The sequence below is a fragment of the Bradyrhizobium sp. NAS80.1 genome, assembly GCF_001908205.1.
GTDB lineage: Bacteria > Pseudomonadota > Alphaproteobacteria > Rhizobiales > Xanthobacteraceae > Bradyrhizobium.
The window spans coordinates 15,926-34,708 of sequence record NZ_LGHL01000122.1 but is presented as its reverse complement, the minus strand read 5'-3'; the positions used below and the strand labels follow the sequence as shown (position 1 = coordinate 34,708).

General features: G+C 64.4%; 18 protein-coding genes and 1 pseudogene. 11 read left to right on the top strand and 8 right to left on the bottom strand.

Features of this window, described 5'->3' with window-relative positions:
- Positions 1-27 precede the first annotated feature (27 nt).
- Positions 28-480 (bottom strand): universal stress protein, encoded by a 453-nt coding sequence (locus tag AC629_RS26215; RefSeq protein ID WP_084807814.1) that lies wholly within the window; start codon positions 478-480, stop codon positions 28-30.
- Between the two features lie 77 nt (positions 481-557).
- Entirely contained in the window at positions 558-986 is a 429-nt protein-coding gene (locus AC629_RS26210; RefSeq protein WP_084807813.1) for a universal stress protein, read from the bottom strand.
- Positions 987-1,243: 257 nt separating this feature from the next.
- Here AC629_RS26210 and AC629_RS26205 point away from each other — a divergent pair, with 257 nt between their 5' ends.
- The 8 genes and pseudogenes from AC629_RS26205 to AC629_RS26170 all read left to right on the top strand — a co-directional run bounded on the left by AC629_RS26205 (position 1,244) and on the right by AC629_RS26170 (position 8,242).
- Positions 1,244-1,924: a metallophosphoesterase family protein gene (locus AC629_RS26205; RefSeq protein WP_245332002.1), complete on the top strand. Its 681-nt coding sequence runs from the start codon at positions 1,244-1,246 to the stop codon at positions 1,922-1,924.
- Positions 1,925-2,019: 95 nt separating this feature from the next.
- Positions 2,020-2,187: pseudogene (locus AC629_RS26200) on the top strand (aminotransferase class I/II-fold pyridoxal phosphate-dependent enzyme); the annotation flags it as partial.
- Positions 2,184-3,845 carry a thiamine pyrophosphate-binding protein gene (locus AC629_RS26195; RefSeq protein WP_084807811.1) on the top strand — a complete coding sequence of 554 codons (1,662 nt, stop codon included), beginning with the start codon at positions 2,184-2,186 and terminating at the stop codon, positions 3,843-3,845. The pseudogene AC629_RS26200 and the gene AC629_RS26195, both read left to right, overlap by 4 nt.
- 3 nt (positions 3,846-3,848) lie before the next feature.
- Positions 3,849-5,114, top strand: coding sequence for an NAD(P)/FAD-dependent oxidoreductase (locus AC629_RS26190; protein WP_084807810.1), 1,266 nt, complete (start codon positions 3,849-3,851; stop codon positions 5,112-5,114).
- Between the two features lie 170 nt (positions 5,115-5,284).
- On the top strand, positions 5,285-5,989 hold the full coding sequence (locus tag AC629_RS26185; protein WP_245332001.1) for a GntR family transcriptional regulator: 705 nt from the start codon (positions 5,285-5,287) through the stop codon (positions 5,987-5,989).
- 277 nt (positions 5,990-6,266) lie between these two features.
- Positions 6,267-6,809 carry a thiamine pyrophosphate-binding protein gene (locus AC629_RS26180; protein ID WP_084807808.1) on the top strand — a complete coding sequence of 181 codons (543 nt, stop codon included), beginning with the start codon at positions 6,267-6,269 and terminating at the stop codon, positions 6,807-6,809.
- Between the two features lie 5 nt (positions 6,810-6,814).
- On the top strand, positions 6,815-7,405 hold the full coding sequence (locus tag AC629_RS26175; protein WP_084807807.1) for a thiamine pyrophosphate-dependent enzyme: 591 nt from the start codon (positions 6,815-6,817) through the stop codon (positions 7,403-7,405).
- A gap of 57 nt (positions 7,406-7,462) precedes the next feature.
- Positions 7,463-8,242, top strand: a complete 780-nt coding sequence (locus tag AC629_RS26170; protein ID WP_084807806.1) for an SDR family NAD(P)-dependent oxidoreductase — start codon at positions 7,463-7,465, stop codon at positions 8,240-8,242.
- A gap of 165 nt (positions 8,243-8,407) precedes the next feature.
- Here AC629_RS26170 and AC629_RS26165 read toward each other — a convergent pair whose 3' ends face one another.
- The 5 genes from AC629_RS26165 to AC629_RS26145 form a co-directional block, all read right to left on the bottom strand.
- On the bottom strand, positions 8,408-9,202 hold the full coding sequence (locus AC629_RS26165) for an IclR family transcriptional regulator (protein WP_084807805.1): 795 nt from the start codon (positions 9,200-9,202) through the stop codon (positions 8,408-8,410).
- 25 nt (positions 9,203-9,227) lie between these two features.
- Positions 9,228-10,961: an FAD-dependent oxidoreductase gene (locus AC629_RS26160; protein WP_084807804.1), complete on the bottom strand. Its 1,734-nt coding sequence runs from the start codon at positions 10,959-10,961 to the stop codon at positions 9,228-9,230.
- Between the two features lie 7 nt (positions 10,962-10,968).
- Positions 10,969-12,183, bottom strand: a complete 1,215-nt coding sequence (locus tag AC629_RS26155; protein WP_084807803.1) for an ABC transporter substrate-binding protein — start codon at positions 12,181-12,183, stop codon at positions 10,969-10,971.
- A gap of 126 nt (positions 12,184-12,309) precedes the next feature.
- Positions 12,310-13,836, bottom strand: a complete 1,527-nt coding sequence (locus AC629_RS26150) for a glycosyl hydrolase family 79 N-terminal domain-containing protein (protein WP_245332000.1) — start codon at positions 13,834-13,836, stop codon at positions 12,310-12,312.
- Positions 13,837-13,867: 31 nt separating this feature from the next.
- On the bottom strand, positions 13,868-14,077 hold the full coding sequence (locus AC629_RS26145) for a hypothetical protein (RefSeq protein ID WP_084807801.1): 210 nt from the start codon (positions 14,075-14,077) through the stop codon (positions 13,868-13,870).
- A gap of 192 nt (positions 14,078-14,269) precedes the next feature.
- Here AC629_RS26145 and AC629_RS26140 point away from each other — a divergent pair, with 192 nt between their 5' ends.
- The 3 genes from AC629_RS26140 to AC629_RS26130 all read left to right on the top strand — a co-directional run bounded on the left by AC629_RS26140 (position 14,270) and on the right by AC629_RS26130 (position 17,954).
- Positions 14,270-16,429: a carboxypeptidase-like regulatory domain-containing protein gene (locus tag AC629_RS26140; RefSeq protein WP_084807800.1), complete on the top strand. Its 2,160-nt coding sequence runs from the start codon at positions 14,270-14,272 to the stop codon at positions 16,427-16,429.
- Positions 16,430-16,488: 59 nt separating this feature from the next.
- Positions 16,489-17,280 carry a fumarylacetoacetate hydrolase family protein gene (locus AC629_RS26135; protein WP_084807799.1) on the top strand — a complete coding sequence of 264 codons (792 nt, stop codon included), beginning with the start codon at positions 16,489-16,491 and terminating at the stop codon, positions 17,278-17,280.
- Positions 17,281-17,537: 257 nt separating this feature from the next.
- The gene (locus AC629_RS26130) at positions 17,538-17,954 is read left to right on the top strand and encodes a hypothetical protein (protein ID WP_084807798.1); all 417 of its coding nucleotides are present in this window, start codon (positions 17,538-17,540) and stop codon (positions 17,952-17,954) included.
- A gap of 7 nt (positions 17,955-17,961) precedes the next feature.
- On the opposite strand, the gene AC629_RS26125 is transcribed toward AC629_RS26130, so the two are convergent.
- Positions 17,962-18,702, bottom strand: a complete 741-nt coding sequence (locus tag AC629_RS26125; RefSeq protein ID WP_084807797.1) for an IclR family transcriptional regulator — start codon at positions 18,700-18,702, stop codon at positions 17,962-17,964.
- Positions 18,703-18,783: the final 81 nt, after the last annotated feature.

Here is an 18,783-nt window from a genome sequence, read left to right as displayed (position 1 = left end):
CCAGGCTTGCGCCATCACCTCTGTTCGTTAGTGCACGACCAGCACCGGCACGCTTCCGTCCGCAAGGACCTCCGATGTTTGACTCCCCAGGAATAGCTTCTTGAGACCGCGGCGTCCGTGAGAGCCCATGACGATCAAGTCGCAGCCTCCAGACCTTGCTGTTTGGATGATTGCAGTGGCCGGGTGCGCATTCGGAACATGCAAGAGTTTTGCAGATATCCCGATTTGGTCTGCCATGGTACGCGCTTCATCGAGGACTTTGCTGGCACGTTCCTTGGAGGCTGCGTCAAAGGCATCGACCTCCTGCTGCGACGGTATCCATCCTCCGGTGTGTCCGCCCCCATAGTCGATCGGCAGCGGTTCCGTCACGGCGATGACTGTCACCTTGGCACTCAAGGCCTTGGCCAAAGCAATCCCGTGCTTGAGGCCGTGTCTCGCGACATCCGAGCCATCCGTGCTCAGGAGAATATGGGCGTACATTTGGCAGCTCCCTTTCTCGACGACATTGTCTCCATCTCCCGGCGCGCTGGTTTGATCTCAACGCGGGGTCCGCACATTCATGGACAGACCAGCACGGGCGTTTTCGCGTGCGCCAGCACCTTGTTCGTCACGCTCCCGATGAGGAGCGCGGAGAGTCCGCTGCGCCCATGCGATGACATGACAATGAGATCGCAGCCCTTGTCCGCGGCTGCTGCGATGATGGCTTGATGGGGTTGCCCGCTCTCGCCTTGGATAGTCTCGCAGGAAACACCAGCCGTCTTGGCCGAACTTGCGGCGCCCTCCAAAACGCTCTTGGCCTGTTCCTTGCGCAGCTCGGCATATGTTGCGATTGCTTCAAGGAACCGGCCTGAGACTTCGGCAAACGGTTCCACAACGAAGATGAAAGACACTTTGGCGCCAAGGGATTTCGCCAGCGCCAATCCGTGCGTCACCCCACGCTCTGCTAGCTTTGACCCATCTGTCGGAATGAGAATATGCCGGTACATGCTACCTCCCGATTGTCTGGACGTATTGCTGCCTTGCGCAGGTCAGCTCGGCTCGCCTTTCGGATGTAGTCTTGCGATAAATCAATCTATACAGATGTCCGCAAATCCGCCAGCCCGGACGTCTGCCGAGATCCGCCATGGCGCCGCTGCCAGAGGTTTGGAGGAACTCGTGCCGCCAGGCTGTCGCGGTTCCGCAGAACTTCCAGTCAGGTTGGACTAAAATTCGCAATCGGGTGGAGTGAACTCTGACGCATTCATTGACGTTCGCGATTGGTGATATTCACGGGTGCTTCGAGGAGCTGCTCGCGCTGCTCGCCGTGTGCGACATTGCGCGTCAAGGAGAGGACGCCAGGTTCATCTTCGTCGGCGATTATATCGACAGAGGGCCCGACAGTCGTCGGGTTGTGGATTTCCTCATCCGCCGGCAATCGGAGCAGGGACGTCGCTGCATCTGCCTGCGCGGCAATCATGAGGAGATGTTGATCCGGGCTGCCAGCAGGCGTCGCTCGGACCGCGATCTGATGAACTGGTGGGGGAATGGCGGCGAACAGACCCTCGAGAGCTACGGCGTCGATGACCCCGGCGATCTGCCTGCCGAACACCTGGCATGGGTTCAGCAGCTTCCGCTGACGCACAAGGACCGGCATCGGCTTTTCGTCCATGCCGGGGTCCGGCCCGGCGTCCCGCTGTCTCTTCAGTCGCAAGAGGATCTGCTCTGGATCAGAGAGCCCTTCCTCTCGTCCGCCGGTGATCACGGGCTATTTGTCGTGCACGGGCACACGCCGGTCACATCCGGGCGTCCCGATCTGCGGGCCAATCGATTGAATCTGGACACCGGCGCATGCTTCGGCGGTCCGTTGACAGCCGCGGCATTTTCGAGCGGCCGGCGTGCGCCGCTGATGTTTGCCACGAGTGTGGGCGATATCGTCCGCTTATAGCTGGACGTCCGTGGAGCAGGGCGGCCGATGAAAACGCGCCCTAATGCGTCTCGCGAAACCGGCTCAAAAACGCCTTCAGCCGTTCGCTGCGCGGCAGCGACGCGGCGTTCTGCCGCTACCTCCTTGAGAGGCATGACGTGGCCGTGGTGCCGGGCAGCTGTTTCGGCCTTGCACCTTATTTCCGCCTGTCCTACGCCACCTCGGAACAAAACTTGCGCGAAGCCGTGAGGCGCATCGCCAAAGCCTGCAGGGAGCTGTCATGACCATTCGCAATACCCGCACCGGGGGCCAGATCCTGATCGATCAGCTCGTCGCGCAAGGCGTCGAGCGCGTCACCTGCGTGCCGGGCGAGAGCTATCTGGCGGCGCTCGATGCGCTGCATGACAGCCCGATCGACGTCGTGATCTGCCGCGCCGAAGGCGGCGCCGCGATGATGGCGGAAGCTTACGGCAAGCTCACGGGACGCCCCGGCGTCTGCTTTGTCACCCGCGGCCCCGGTGCAACCAATGCCAGCCACGGCGTCCACATCGCGATGCAGGACTCGACCCCGATGATCCTGTTCGTCGGCCAGGTCGATACCGGCATGCGCGAGCGCGAGGCGTTCCAGGAGCTCGACTACAAGGCGGTGTTCGGTACCATGGCGAAATGGGCGGTCGAGATCGATCGCCCCGACCGCATTCCGGAGCTGGTCGCGCGCGCCTTCCGCGTCGCGATGCAGGGCCGTCCGGGCCCCGTGGTGATCGCGCTGCCGGAGAACATGCTGACCGAGACCGCTGCCGTCGCTGACGCGATGCGCATCGAGCCGGCGGCGAGCTGGCCCGCACCTGCCGACATCGAGCGCGTCGGCGCCATGCTCGCAAGCGCCAAGGCGCCGCTGGTCATTCTCGGCGGTTCGCGCTGGACCGATGAGGCAACCAAGAGCATCGCGCGCTTTGCCGAGCGCTTCGACCTGCCTGTCGCAACCTCGTTCCGCCGCGCGTCGCTGATCGATGCCGATCATTCGCACTATGCCGGCGACCTCGGCATCGGACCGAGCCCGGGCCTGAAGGCGCGCATCGAGGGCGCCGATGTCATTCTGCTGATCGGCGGCCGCATGTCGGAGATGCCGTCCTCATCCTATACGCTGCTCGACATTCCGACCCCGCAGCAGAAGCTGATCCACGTGCACCCGGGCTCCGAAGAGCTCGGCCGCGTCTATCAGCCGGCGCTGGCGATCCAGGCGACGCCCGCCGCATTCGCCGCCGCCGTCGAGACGCTGAAGCCGGCCGGCGCGGTTGCCTGGAAGGGCGAGGCCGCCAAGGCGCATGCCGATTACCTGGCCTGGACCGACAAGGCGCGCGAGCTGCCGGGCGCGTTCCAGTACGGCCAGGTCATGACCTGGCTGCGCGACCGCCTGCCGAAGGACGCGATTGTCTGCAACGGCGCCGGCAACTATGCCGGCTGGATCCATCGCCACCACCGCTTCCACAGCTTTGCGGCCCAGCTCGCGCCGACCTCGGGCTCGATGGGCTATGGTGTTCCTGCCGGCGTGCTCGCCAAGCGGCAGTATCCGGATCGCGTCGTCGTCGCCTTTGCCGGCGATGGCTGCTTCCTGATGAACGGCCAGGAATTCGCAACGGCCGTGCAATACGACGCACCGCTGATCGTCATCGTCGTCGACAATTCGCAATACGGCACCATCCGCATGCACCAGGAGCGCGACTATCCCGGCCGCGTTGTGGGCACCCAGCTCAAGAACCCTGACTTCGCGATGTATGCGAAGGCGTTCGGCGGCCACGGCGAGCGTGTCGAGCGCACCGAAGAGTTCGCGCCGGCGTTCGAGCGCGCGCTCGCTTCTGGCAAGCCGTCGATCCTCCACTGCATCATCGATCCGCGCGCGATCTCGGTCGGCAAGGATTTTGTGCCGCAAGTGAAGGCTTAGCCGATGCCTGAAGGCCGCCACGTTGCCATCATCGGAGCCGGCGCGGTCGGCGTGATCAGCGCCATCGAGGCGCTGCGCGAGGGCCATCGCGTCACGCTGATCGACGCGGGCGAGCCCGGTGGCGAACAGGCGGCGAGCTATGGCAACGCCGGCTGGCTGTCGTCGCATTCGGTGATCCCACCGGCGGAGCCGGGCATCTGGAAGAAGGTGCCGGGCTATCTGATGGACCCGCTCGGGCCGCTCGCGATCCGCTGGTCGTATTTGCCGAAAGCCTTGCCCTGGCTGATCAAGTACCTGCTCTCGGGCTGGACCGAGGCGCGCGTCGAGAAAACGGCCTTTGCGCTGCGCGACCTGTTAAAGGACGCGCCGTTACTGCACAGGAAGCTTGCGGAAGAAGCGGGCGTTCCTGAGTTGGTCGAACGCAACGGCGTGATGCATGTCTTCCCGTCGCGCGGCAACTTCGACAACGATCTCGGCTGGCGCCTGCGCAAGAAGGTCGGCGTCGAATGGATGGAGCTCAACGCCGACGAGATGCGTCAGCGCGAGCCGGATTTGCATCCGCGCTACACCTTTGGCGTGGTGGTGGAGGAAGCCGGCCGCTGCCGCGATCCCGGCGCTTACGTTGCCGCGCTCGCCAATCACGCGATCGCCAGCGGCGCCAAGCTGCTGCACGCCAAGGCGACCGGGCTCAAGCTTAGCGGCAGCAAGCTCGTGGCCGTTCTCACCGAGACCGGCGAGATTCCTTGCGATGCCGCGGTCATCGCCGCCGGCGCGCATTCGAAACGGCTCACTGCATCGGTCGGCGATCCGCTGCCGCTCGAGACCGAGCGCGGCTATCACGTCATGATCGAGAATCCGGAATCGGGGCCGCGCAGCTCGATGATGGTGTCCGACGCCAAGATGGCGGTGAACTGGACCGACAAGGGCCTGCGCGCCGCCGGCACCGTCGAGATCGCCGGCCTCGAGGCTGCGCCGAACTGGAAGCGTGCCGAGGTCCTGCGCAAAAACCTCTTCAGCATGTTTCCGAAACTGCCGAAGGACATTCCGGCCTCGCGCATCAAGACCTGGTTCGGCCATCGTCCGAGCATGCCCGATGGCTTGCCCTGCATCGGCCATGCGCGGGCGTCGCGCGACATCGTCTATGCCTTCGGCCACGGCCATGTCGGCCTGGTCGGTTCGGCCCGCACCGGCCGTCTCGTGGCCCAGCTCCTGAGCGGCAAGCAGCCGGAAATTCCGCTCACGCCGTTCGCGCCCACTCGCTTCCTCTGAGATCGTACCACGACCTATCCAGCCAACTCGTCCTCCCGCATCGCTCGTGGCGGCAAGGCGATCTAGCCCGGCTGTCGCAAAACTCTGAACAAGATCTAAGCAGCCGTTTGCATTGCAATAGCTCCCACAGCCCCGGTATATTGGGCTGTGTTCGGACATGAATGCTGCAGATGAAGAGCAACGTGGAACTGGCTTCCGATAGTATCGTCGATCGCGTGTATGAACAGCTCAAGGCAATGGCCGTGAGCTATGAGTTCAAGCCGGGCGAACGGCTCAACGAGGGGGAGCTCGCCAAGCGTCTTGGCGTCAGCCGCACGCCGCTGCGCGAGGCGCTCAACCGTCTCAACACCGAGGGCTTCCTGCGCTTCACGCCGGGCAAGGGCTTCTTCTGCCGCGAACTCGACGCGCACGAGATCTTCGATCTCTACGAGCTCCGCAAGTCGATCGAGATCGCCTCCATCCGCCTCGCCATCAAGCGTGCGAAAGATGAAGACATCGACGCTCTCTTGAAGTTTCTCGAAGCGACGGGTCCCGACCCCGGTGAGCGCTCTTCGGTGGAGCTCGTCGAGCTGGATGAGACCTTCCATGAGCGCCTGATAGGCATGTCGAACAATGCCGAGATGCTGCGCGTTCTGCGCAACGTCAATGCCCGTATCCGCTTCGTGCGCTGGATCGACATGGACCGCATCAACCGCTCCAACACGCAGCCCGAGCACCGCGCCGTCGTCGAGGGCCTGAAGGCGCGCGACGAGGCCGCTTGCGTCTCGGTCCTGGAAAAGCACATCGACCGCCGCCTCGACCGCATCACTTCGGCGATCAAGGAAGGCTACGCGCAGATCTATATGCCGGCGGCGGCGAGGTCCGCGACGAATTGAGGGGTCCTTCACCTCGCCCCGCTTGCGGGGAGAGGTCGAATTCGAGCGAAGCTCGAATTCGGGTGAGGGGGACTCTCAACGAGGCCAACTGCTAGCGTCCCCGCGGAGACTCCCCCTCACCCCAACCCCTCTCCCCGCAAGCGGGGAGAGGGAGCGTTAGCATCGTCGCTCGCGGCCACGCAGCTATACAATCCCTCGATATCTGCTTCTGCCAGACGGTCAGAGCTTTCGCGACCGGACATCGCTAGCGTGACATTCGAATGTCAGGAGACAAGCGGTGCACAGCCCTCAACCGAATCTCGAAGCGCACGCCGGCAAGGACTGGCCGTCCGCGCTCTATCGCGTCCTGAAGGCCGCCGACGTGCGGCAGATGTCGTACGTGCCGGATGCCGGCCACAGCCAGCTCATCCGCCTGTTCTCGGCCGACCGCGACGTCACTACCAATGTGCTGACGACGGAAGAGGAGGGCGTCGCCATTGCCGCGGGCGCGTGGCTCGGCGGCCAGCGCAGCGTGCTGCTGATGCAGTCGAGCGGGGTCGGCAATTGCATCAACATGCTGTCGCTGTCGGCGATCGGCCGCTTTCCGCTGCTGATGCTGGTGACGATGCGCGGCGAATGGGCCGAGTTCAATCCCTGGCAGGTGCCGATGAGCCGGGCGACGCAACCCTCGCTGGAGGCGATCAGCCTGAAAGTGATGCGCGCCGAAACGCCGGAGGATCTGATCGAGACCGTCGAAGCGGCTGCGGCGCTGGCCTACGAATCCGATCAGCAGATCGCGGTCCTGATCGGGCAGCGCCTGATCGGCAAGAAGAAGTGGTGATACCGATGCCCGATTCCTCCCAACTCGATCGCCGGGCCGCCGTCGCTGCTCTCCTCGGGAATCGCGGGGATACACTGGTCGTCTCCGGTCTCGGCTCTCCGACCTACGATTTGCATGCAACCGGTGACCGCGACGACAATTTCTATCTCTGGGGTGCCATGGGCGGCGCCGCGCTGATCGGCCTTGGCCTGGCTCAGGCGCAGCCGGGAAAGCGCGTCCTCGCTTTGACCGGCGATGGCGAACAGCTGATGGGCCTCGGCGGCATCGCCACCATCGGCGTCGCGCGGCCGCGGAATCTCGACATCGTCGTCATCGACAACCAGCATTTTGGCGAGACCGGGATGCAGGCGAGCCACACCGGCCGCGGCGTCGATCTGACGGCGATCGCCACCGCCTGCGGCTTTGCCGCGACCGGGACCGTGCGGACGATCGCGGAGGTGGAACGCCTCGCAGCGCAAATCGCCGAGCCGGCCGATGGTCCGCGGCTCTTTGTCATCAAGGTCGTGGCCGAAAATCCGCCGCGCTCGCTGCCCTCGCGCGATGCCGTCTTTATCAAGAACCGGTTCCGTGCTCATCTCGGCTTTGCGGCGGCCTGAGCCGGGTGTCTCACCTGGCGCCGGCTTGCCGCGAGCAGCTATTCTGGAGTGAGCCCCATGAAACTATCCGGCAAGGTCGCCGTCATCACCGGCGCGGCGCGCGGCATCGGCAAGGCCTGTGCGAAACGATTCCTCGACGACGGCGTCAAGGTGGTCATCTGCGACGTCGATACGGATGCGCTCGAGAAGACGGTCAACGAGCTGGGCAAACCCAAGGACCTGCACGCCGTGCATTGTCACGTCGCACGGCGTGCGGAGGTCGATCGCGCGGTGGCGACCGCGGTCCGGGAGTTCGGCCGGCTCGACATCATGGTCAACAATGCCGGCGTCGCCCGCAACCAGGATATCCTCGATATCTCCGAGCAGGATTTCGACGACGTCATCGGGATCAATTTGAAAGGCGCGTTCTTCGGCGTCCAGGCCGCGGCGAAGCAGATGATCGCCCAAGGAGGCGGCGGGGTCATCATCAACATGTCTTCGGTGAATGCGCTGCTGGCGATTCCGACGCTTGCGACTTACGCCATCTCCAAGGGCGGCATGAAGCAACTCACCTCGGTCGCCGCCGTGGCGCTGGCGCCGCACAACATCCGTGTCGTGGCGGTCGGGCCGGGCACGATCCTGACCGACATGGTGGCGTCTTCCATCTACACCTCCGAGGACGCCCGCAAAACCGTGCTCTCTCGCACGCCAATCGGCCGCGGCGGCGAACCGAGCGAGGTCGCATCCGTCGTCGCGTTCCTCGCCAGTGACGATGCCTCGTATATCACCGGTCAGACGATCTATCCCGATGGCGGCCGGCTGATCCTGAACTACACGGTGCCGGTGAAGGACAAGTAGGGGGCACGGATCCTCACACTCGGTGTCGTCGCCCGGCTTGACCGGGCGATCCAGTAATCCGTGACGGCTGCGGTTGAATCGAGAGGCCGTGGCGTACTGGATGCCCCGCCCCCAGTGCGCTCAAGGCGGGGCATGACAGCGGTTGTTGTGTTGGGCCGCGAAGCCTCACTCCGCCGCGATCGTCAACCCGTAGCCGAGCCGCTTCGAAATGCCGCCGGCGCAGTCGCGCAAGGCGTGGGCGATCGGGCTGTCCCAGCGCGCATCAAAAGTGCCTTCCGGCCCTATCGCTGTGATGACCAGCGCGACATGACCGGCGTGATCGAAGACCGGTGCCGAGAATGCATTGACACCGGGCAGGGGATCGCCGAGCGCGCGGGCGAGGCCGTGCTTGCGGACCTCAGCGAGCATCTCAGTGACCTTCGCGCCCTTTATCGCACGCTTCGGATTGTAGCCGACGCCGTGACGGTCGAGGCCGCTTCCGAGTGCGGCATTGATCGTCTTCTCAGGCAGGAAGGCCGCGAAGGCGCGCCCGGTTGCGGTCTCCAGCAGCGCCATCACCGAGCCGACGCGCATCACGATGTGCATAGGCTGGCCGGGCTCTTCGAGCTGTACCACGGTCGGACCCTGCGTGCCCCAGACCGCGAGCGAAACCGCGTGCCCGATCTGGCTCGCGAGTGCCGCAATCTTCGGCTGTGCAATTCGTACGCCGGAGAGCCGGCGCAGGCTGATCAGGCCGAGCTCCAGTGCCAGCGCGCCGATCTCGTAGCGGCCGGTGGCCTCGTCCTGCTCGATCAGCCCGATGCGGGAGAAGCTGGCGAGATAGGGATGCGCCTTGGCCGGCGTCATGCCGGCCTCGCGCGCGAGATCGCGCAGCATCATCGGCTCGCCGCTCTTGGCGAGAGCGCGGAGCAGTTCTCCGCCGACCTCGATCGACTGGATGCCGCGGCTTTCTCTCTTCATGAGCCTCCGGGCGTGCGGGCTTTGCTTATGCTGCGTCGCGCTTGGCTGCGCTCTCGGCGAGATGACGGCCGGCAATGTAGCCGAAGGTCAGCGCCGGCCCAAGCGTGATGCCGGCGCCGGGATAATTCCCGCCCATGATGCTCGCCATGTCGTTGCCGGCGGCATAGAGCCCGGGAATCACCCGGCCCTCGGCGTCGAGCGCGCGTGCGTTCTCGTCGGTGACAATGCCGGCATAGGTGCCGAGATCGCCGATCACCATCTTGATGGCGTAGAACGGGCCGTTCTCGACCGGCGCGACGCAAGGGTTGGGGCCGTGCAGCGCATCGCCCTGGTAGCGGTTATAGGCCTTCGAGCCCTTGCCGAAGGCGGCATCATGGCCTTGCGGCGCGGTCGCATTGAACTGCCTGACGGTCTCGGTGAAGGCCTCGGCATCGATGCCGGCTTTCGCTGCAAGCCCCTCCAGCGTGTCGCCGCGCAGGAGATAGCCGGTAATGAGGTGATGACCCAGCGGCATCGGGAAGGGCGGTACGCAGCCGAGACCGTATTTGCGCAGCGTCTGGTGATCGCAGACCAGGAAGGCGGCGATCTCCTCGCCGGGCTTGGCCGCCTTGATCATGGCCTGGACAAAGTCGTGGTAGGAATTGCCCTCGTTGGCAAAGCGCTTGCCGTCGCGCATCACCGCGATCACGCCGGGCTTGGCACGGTCGATGAAGTGCGGCATCACGCCCTTCGATCCGTCCTTGCGCGTGGTGAGCGACACCGGCACCCAGGCCGCAGCATTCGGCAGGCGATCCTCGACGCGTCCGCCGGCACTTTCCGCAAGGCGCAGGCCGTCGCCGGTATTGCCGGTCGGCCCCGGCGAAAAATGCTCATTGCCGGTCGGCGCGTGCGGAAACATCTTCTTGCGCCGCTCGACGTCATGCGGAAAGCCGCCGCAGGCGAGCACGACGCCCTGCCGCGCGCGGATCCGTACGTTACGTCCTTCACGCGAAACGATGGCGCCGGTCACCGCGCCGTTCTCCACTGTCAGCTCGCGCACCGGCGAGGACAGCCACATCGGAATCTTCAGGTCGAGCGCGGACTTCGCGAGCCGGCCCGCAAGCGCGTTGCCGTTGGTCAGCGTCATGCCACGGCCGTAGCGCAGCACATCCATCAGATGACGCGACAGGCGCTTTGCGACGTAGACCGCCGAGGTCAGCGACTTCGTCACGCGCATGAAGTGGATGATTTCCTTGCCGGAGCCGAGCATCATGCCGAAGACGGTGAGCTCGGGCAGGGGCATGCCGAGCGTCTTGATCTGGTCGCCGAGTTCGCGGCCATCGAACGGCCGTGTCACCATCGAGCGGCCACCCTGCGCGCCGCCGGGCGCTTCGGCATGATAGTCCGGGAAGACCAGTGGCATGTCGAAGCGCAGCGCGGTCTTGGTCGTGAAGAAATCGACAGCTTCGGGGCCGGCGCTCAGGAATGCATCGACACGGGCGGCATCGAAATTGTTGCCGGCCTCGTGCCGCAGATAGGTGCGGGCCTGCTCCGGCGTTTCCTCGATGCCATAGGCCTTCGCCAGCGATGTGCCGGGAATCCAGAGCCAGCCGCCGGAACGCGCCGTGGTGCCGCCGAAGCGCGGCTCCTTCTCGACGATCAACACGTTGAGGCCGCGGTAACGCGCGGTGATCGCGGCCGACATGCCGGAGGCACCCGATCCAGCCACGAGCACATCGCACTCGTAAGTTTCAATTGCGTTGTGCTCGTTGCCAGTCATGCGGGCCTCACTTCTTCAGGAGCGGACACTTGGATTCGGAGATCGGGCGATAGGCGTCTTCGCCCTTCACGGTCTTGACGATCTCCAGATAGTCCCAGGGCTCCTTGGACTTATCGGGCGATTTCACCTTGGCCAGATACATGTCGCGGATGACGCGGCCATCTTCACGAAGCTTGCCGCCATGAACGAAGGCGTCCTCGATCGGCAGCTCGCGCATCTTGGCCATGACCTTGGCCGGATCGTCGGTGCCGGCAGCCTTGATGCCCTTGAGATAGTGCAGCACCGAGCCATAGACGCCGGTCTGGATCATGGTCGGCATCACGTTGGTACGGGCGAAGAATTTCTTCGACCAGGCGCGAGTCTGCTCATCCATGTTCCAGTACGACGCAGTCGTCATATAGGTGCCCTGCGCGGACTTCAGGCCGATCGCGTGCACATCGGTTTCGAACATCAGGAGGCCGACGAGCTTCTGGCCACCCTGGACGAGGCCGAACTCACCGGACTGCTTGATGGCATTGTCAGTATCCTGGCCGGCATTGGCGAACGCGACCACGTCGGATTTCGAGCTCTGCGCCTGGAGCGCAAAGGACGAGAAGTCGGCGGTGTTGGTCGGATGCCTCACGCCGCCGAGCACCTTGCCGCCCATCTCGTTGATGAAGCGCGTGGCGTCCTTCTCGAGCTGCTGGCCGAAGGCGTAGTCAGCCGTGATGAAGTACCAGGATTTGCCGCCTTCGTTGATCACGGCCGAGGCTGTCACCTTCGACAGCGCATAGGTGTCGTAGGCGAAGTGCACGGTGTTCGGGCTGCACAGCTCGTCGGTCAGTGAGCTTGCGCCGGGGCCGGAGAGCAGCGCGATCTTGTTGCGCTCGCGCACCATGTTGTGGACGGCGATCGCGATGCCGGAATTGGGGATGTCGACGACGGCGTCGACCTTGCCGTTGTCGAACCAGCCGCGCACGATATTGACGCCGACATCGGTCTTCATCTGGTGGTCGGCGCTGATGATCTCGATCGGCTTGCCGAGCACGGTCGGCCCGAATTCCTCCACTGCCATCTTCGCGGCCTCGACCGAGCCCGGTCCGCTGTTGTCGCGGCCCCAGCTCGACAGATCCGTCAGCACGCCGATCCGGACCACGTCGTCGGAAACTTGCGCGCTCGCCGCAGTGGTCATGGCTGCCGAAGTCATGGCCGCGAGCATCGCGCAGGCCAGAAGCCCTCTCATCGTCGTTCCCTCTTCAGATTGGCCGCCAGGCGCGGCTGCTTGTCCTGACGATGAATTAGATAATGGCGAATGAGTTTGTCAATGACGAATAATGGGGCCGGCTGGGTTCCCTTGGGGTGCGCGCGCTCAACGGCAGGCGGCCACGTCCTGTATCACCAGAAAAGTGATGCTGGTGGGCGGAAGGCGGATCTGACCGGCCGGTGCAACTCGCGGCGCGAGGTGGGGCAGATCGTCGCTGTCGGTCAAGGCGAGTGTCGTGCCGTTCAATTGCACGCTCGCGCTCTGGAGGCGGCGTGCCCGAAGCGTGTAGCGCTCGGCGCGCGCCGCCAGCGTCACGGCGCGCGATCCACGTTGCGACGTGTTGATGAGGAGCGCGGACGCCGCGCCTTTCGTCGTGGGATGACAATGTGCATAGGCGTGAATGGCCGGCGTCGAGGCCATGCGCGCGTCGAGCACGGTCGTTCCCATCAGGCGATGCCAGAGCAGCGCGGCCCAATAGTTCGGCCGTGGTCGAAATGTCTTTTCGTCGAGCAGGCCGTAGTCGCTCCCTGCGAGCGTGTTGTGCATCACCACCTGCACGCCGGCTTTGGCCAGGCGACCGAGCTGATCGAGATAGCGAAAGGTGTCGAGAAAGGTCGCATCCCAGGGATTGCCGCCGCAGGCGGCATCCGCAGTCTCCGTCAGCCAGATCGGTTTGCCCGGCTCGAACTCATCGCGCAAGCCGCGGTAGACGGCAAGCGCGACGTCGGTCCGCGACAACCAGGCCTCGGATAGCGCCTGGGCCGGATCGTCGTGCACGCCGCAGCGGCGCGAGAGCGTGTTGTAGTGGTGATAGGAGACGCGATCGAGTCCCGGGCCCGATGCGGCGAGCAGATCGCGCGTGTGGATGCCGGTGGCCGAGGGCGAGGCGGAGTCGCCGACGGAGCCCGGCCCGACGATCAACGTCTCGGGAGACGCGCGCTTCATCCACGTGCGAAAGATTTTGAGGTCGCGGCCGTATGCATTCGCGTCATATCCCACCGGCGCGCCATTGTTCGCTGCAAGCGTCGGCTCGTTCATGAATTCGGCGGCGGCGACGCGGCTGCCCAGCGAGCGCGTAAAGTCGACGAGGCGCTGCGCCTGGTCCGGTGTCCAGGCGCCGTCAGTGTCGCGGCTGCCGGGACTGACAGCGAAAGACGTCACGATCTCCGCATCGGCCACGCGCGCGAAGTCAACGACGCCGTGCCATTGCGTGCGGCTGAGCACGGTGTTGAAGCCGGCAGGCGGTGCGGCCGGCGTACCGTCGGTGCCGGCGAAGAAGGTTGCATTCGCCGAGGTGCCGCTCACGCGCAAATAGGCCGGCCCGAGCGCTCCGGCGAGCTTGCGCAGGCGGGGGTTGGCGAGATCGATCGGCGGTCGATAAGAGTAGCGATCGCGGCGCCCGCCTCCTTGCGCATAGGGTTTCCAGAACCGGCCGCCGGTCACCTCGACCATTTCGACATTGTAGGACTGGAAGCGGGTATCGATCGTGCCGATCCCTCTCATCTCCTTGGGAGCGACGATCTCCGCGGCTTTGCCGACTCCCGGCGATATCGCGATGACGAGCAGCGCCATGCCGGCGGCACGGATGGCGCGCGCAGGTGCGGTCCGACTGCTCCTCCCGGTCACCTGCATGGCGGTCGCCCTGTCCTGTCAAATGACGATCCTAGCGCGTTATCCGTATGATGCGTTGCGAGAACCCGCCGAGCACGGAAGCCGCGGCGGCGAAAACGCGGAAGCTGATCGCGCCGGTGCTGGGCGGCGACTCGATCAGGTTGGCAATTTGGAACAGCTTGACGACGTTGGGAAGTTGAGGCCTTTTCTGACAGCGTAATAAGTCAACCAACAACAAGACAACAATCGAGGAAATGCCCATGAGCAGGGTTCTCCGACGCTCCTTTGTGGCCGCCTGTGCGGCAGTTCTGTTCTCCGGCTTCGCGGTAGCCGCAACGGACCCGGATGTCGGCGCGCGGAAGGTTCGGGAGTTCTTCGATCGCGTAAAAACATAAGGGACGAGTCCGGCCCGCCAAGAGGTTCGGACGAAACGCAGAACGAAAGGGAGGGAGCGATGAGCTTGAGGCGAATGATTGCCGGCTATCTCGGCGCGACTGCGCTGTTGCACGCCGTTGCAGCGATGGCGGCGACTGTCGAGGTATCCGCCAACGACATCGGCGGACAGGTGATCAGCGACAAGGGCGCGGAAGCCGGGGTCTGGGTGATTGCCGAGACCAAGGACCTGCCGACAAAATACGCGAAAGTGGTGGTGACCGACGATCAAGGCCGGTTCGTCATCCCGGAGCTTCCTGCTGCCAACTACAAGGTTTGGGTGCGCGGCTACGGCCTGCAAGACACGGAGCAACAGGACGCTCGTCCGGGCAAGGTGCTGGACTTCAAGGCCGTCGCGGCCTCGCCCAAGCAGGACGCGCAGAACTATCCGGGCATGTACTGGTACTCGATGCTCGACATCCCCAAGCCCGAGGAATTTCCCGGTACCGGCGACAAGGGCAACAAGATGCCGGAGACCATGAAGTCGCAGGCCCAGTGGGTCGATACGGTCAAGAACATGTGCCAGTCCTGCCACGCGCTCGGCACGCGCGGCATCCGCGAGATCCCGAAGGTGTTCACCGAGGGCTACGACTCCCACACCGCATGGGCGGTCCGCACCCAGGCAGGCCAGGCCCAGGAATACATGGCGACGGTGCTGGCCAGCATGGGCCCGGAGAAGGTCTACGACCTGTTCTCGAAATGGACCGATCGCATCGCGGCCGGTGAATTGCCTTTCGACAAGCCCGAACGGCCCAAGGGCATCGAACGCAACGTCGTGTTCACGATGTGGGACTGGGCGGCGCCGACGCGCTATCAGCACGATGCGATCTCGACAGACAAGCGCAATCCGCGTGTCAACGCCAACGGCCTGATCTACGGATCGTCGGAAGAGAGTTCCGATCTCGTGCCGACGCTCGATCCCGTGAAGAACGTCGCCGGCACCATCAAGCATCCGTATCTCGATCCGAACACGCCGTCGTCGACCGATGCTCCGCGAGGAACGTCGGCCTATTGGGGTGACGAGCCGATCTGGGATGGCCACACCAGCATCCATAATGTGATGATGGACGAACAGGGCAAGGTCTGGTTCACGGCGCGCCTACGCCCGCCGGCCAATCCTGACTATTGCAAGCAGGGCTCGGATTTGCCGTCGGCGAAGGTGGCGCCGCAGGCGACATCGTTGCGCCAGTTGTCGCGCTTCGATCCCGCGACGGGCAAATGGGATCTGATCAACACCTGCTTCACAACCCATCACCTTTATTTCGACGACGATGCCAACCAAACGCTGTGGACCAGCTCCGGCGGTCCGGGCCTAGGCGGGGGGGTGGTTGGCTGGCTCAACACGAAGCAATATCGAGAGACTCTCGACGACGTGAAATCGCAGGGCTGGACGCCGCTGATCATCGACACCAACGGCAATGGCAAACGCGATGCCTATGTCGAGCACAAGGACCCGGTCGACCCGACCAAGGACAAACGTATTGCCGCGTCCTTCTACGGAATCATGCCGAGCCCGGTCGACGATTCGATCTGGGGCCAGGCGATGGATCGCGGTTTTTCCCGCATCGACCAGCCCGGCTACATCGTTCGCGTGATGCCCGGGCCCGACCCCGCCAACACAGCGCTGTCCGAAGTGTATCAGCCGCCGGAGGGCACGTTCGGTCCGCGTGGTCTGGACATGGGGCTGGACGGCGTGGTGTGGACGGTATTGTCGAGCGGGCATCTCGCGAGCTTCGACCGCAACCTCTGCAAGGGGCCGCTGAACGGACCGACGACTGCGGACGGCAAGCAGTGTCCGGAAGGTTGGAAGACCTGGCGCATGCCCGGACCGCAGTTTAGGGGACTCGACGCCAGCGGCAGCGCAAACCACGCCTATTATGTCTGGGTGGACCGCTACAATACGTTCGGCCTCGGTGCGAACGTGCCGATCGCAAGCGCCAATGGCAGCGAGTCGCTGCTTGCGCTGGTCAACGGCCAGTTCGTGAATATGCGCAATTCATATCCGCTCGGTTTCTTCACCAAGAATGTCGACGGCCGGATCGACAATCCGGACACCGGCTGGAAAGGGCGCGGCCTGTGGAGCACGACCGGAACACGGGCGAGCTTCCATGGAGAGGGCGGCAAAGAGGCCTCGCCCAAAGTCTACAAGGTACAGATGCGGCCAGATCCATTGGCCCATTGAGCGTTTGACCCTATGAATAGCCGGCTGAAAGTCAGCGGCCAAGAAAACGGAACAGAACCATGACAAGAACCTCTCGACGTGACGTGCTCGCCGCCGCAGCCGCGATGACCGCGGCGGGCATCGCCGAGGCAACGCCAGCCGCAGCGCAGGCCGGCCCGAAGCCGATCTTCCCGGTGCCGATGGTCACGATCCCGATCGTCGGCGAGACCCAAGTGTTCCAGGTCCGCCGCATCTACTGCATCGGCCGCAACTACGCCGCGCATGCGATCGGGCGTGGCTCGGATCCGAACCGCGAGCCACCCTTCTTCTTCCAGAAGCCGACGGACGCGATCCAGAACGTCGCGATCGGCGAGGTCGCCGACCATCCCTATCCGTCGCTGACCAAGAACTATCACCACGAGGTTGAGCTCGTTGCTGCGCTGAAGTCCGGCGGTACCAACATCCCGGCCGAGAAGGCGCTCGACCATGTCTACGGTTACGCGCTCGGCCTCGACATGACCCGGCGCGACCTCCAGAACGGGATGGCCGCGGAAAAGAAGCCCTGGGAGATCGGCAAGAGCTTTGACCACGCCGCGGTGATCGGGCCGATCCATCCGGCCAGCAAGACCGGCCATTTCGAGAAGGGCGCCATCTCGCTCGCGATCAACGGGACGGTGAAGCAGAGCTCGGATCTGAGCAAGATGATCTGGAGCGTGGCCGAGCAGATCGCAAAGCTGTCGGAAGCGTTCGAGCTGAAGGCCGGCGACATCATCTATTCCGGCACGCCGGAGAATGTCGGCCCGGTGGTGAAGGGCGATGTGCTGCTGTGCAAGCTCGACGGCCTGCCGGACATGTCGATCAAGATCGTGTAGTGGCAGCAGCTCGGCCTGCATGGTTCGAGACGCCCGCTTCGGCGGGCTCCTCACCATGAGGGTTTGATATCTCGCCGCAAAACGCGACCTCATCCTGAGGGCCCGCCGTAGGCGGGCGTCTCGAAGGATGGCGGCAGGCGAGACGACCGCCTTTGTATTGCCGGAGTTCCATCGGCGATTGCCCCGTGTTGGGCAACGAACAAACGTCCTGCAGCCATATTTGAGTAAGAGTGATCTCCCGCGAGGGAGGCGCTCTGATGAACAAAGCTCTGATTACTGCCATCGTGATATTGGCTGGCGTGCCTGCAAGCGCCGTCGCGCAGGAGCGCGCCGGTGCTGCGGCATTGGGAGCCGTGTCAGGCGCCGTCGTGCTGGGTCCGATCGGAGCCGTCGCGGGAGCGGTGGTCGGTTATACCGCCGGACCTTCGATCGCCCGGTCCTGGGGCGTGAGAGGTTCGCGCACGGCGAGACATCGGCAGCCGCCGCGCCGCGAGGCGTACCCCGTAGCCGCGACCGGCGCTCCGCCGCGTACACGCGAGGCGATGGATGCCAGCGGCCAGATGAGAGCTGCCAGCACTCCGCCGGTTCAAGCCGCGCCTGCTGCGGAGCCTGTTCAAGCTGCTCCTCCGGTGCCGACAGAGACTTCGGCGCCGCCCGTTCAGGGATTCGAATGAGGTCAGCTCAGGCTGCCGTCTTCGGCCGCAGCCGGTCGACCGTTCGCGCGATCAGTGCGGCCACCTCCGGCACCTTCGGGCCGATGCGAAACTCGGGCCCTGCGACGACGACGGAGAGACGGCGGTCGCCGATCGGCAGCGGGATCGCGGCGCCGGCGAGGTCGCGGCTGTAGTCGGCAAAGCTCTGACAATAGCCGCGCGCCATCGAATTGCGCAGCTCGGTCTCGACCGCCTCGATGCTGATCGGCGTCGACGGGCCGTACTGCTTGAATTCGATCTTGCGGTAGACTGAGTCGCGCTCCTCCGGCGAATATTGCAGCAGCAGCGCGCGGCCGCTCGCGGTGGCGTGGATCGGAACGCGATGGCCGATGGTCGCGAAATAGCGGATCGCGGCCCTGGATTCCACGACGTCGATGAACACCGCCATCACGCCGGCCGGCGCCACGATCGAGGCGGTCTCGCCGGTCTCGGCGGAGAGATCGGCGATCAGCGTGTGCGTCCAGGGCGGCAGCGGCTCGACCTCGGAGATCAACCGTGCCATCGCCAGCCACCGCGGCGTCGGATAGAATCCGGCGCGCGGCCGCGGCTCATAGAGATAGCCCTTCTCGGAGAGTGTCGCGAGCAGGTTGAAAGTCGACGAGCGCGGCCAGCCGAAATGATCGGCGATCTCGGCAAGCGTCGCCGGCTTCCTCGTTTGCGCGAAGAATTCCATGATCTCCAGGACGTTTGCGGCTTGGCGAACGATCATGGTGGCATGCGTCCTGATCTAGAGCGTTTTCGAGCGAAGTGGGTACCGGTTCGCGTTAAGAAAACGCGCCAAAACAAGAAT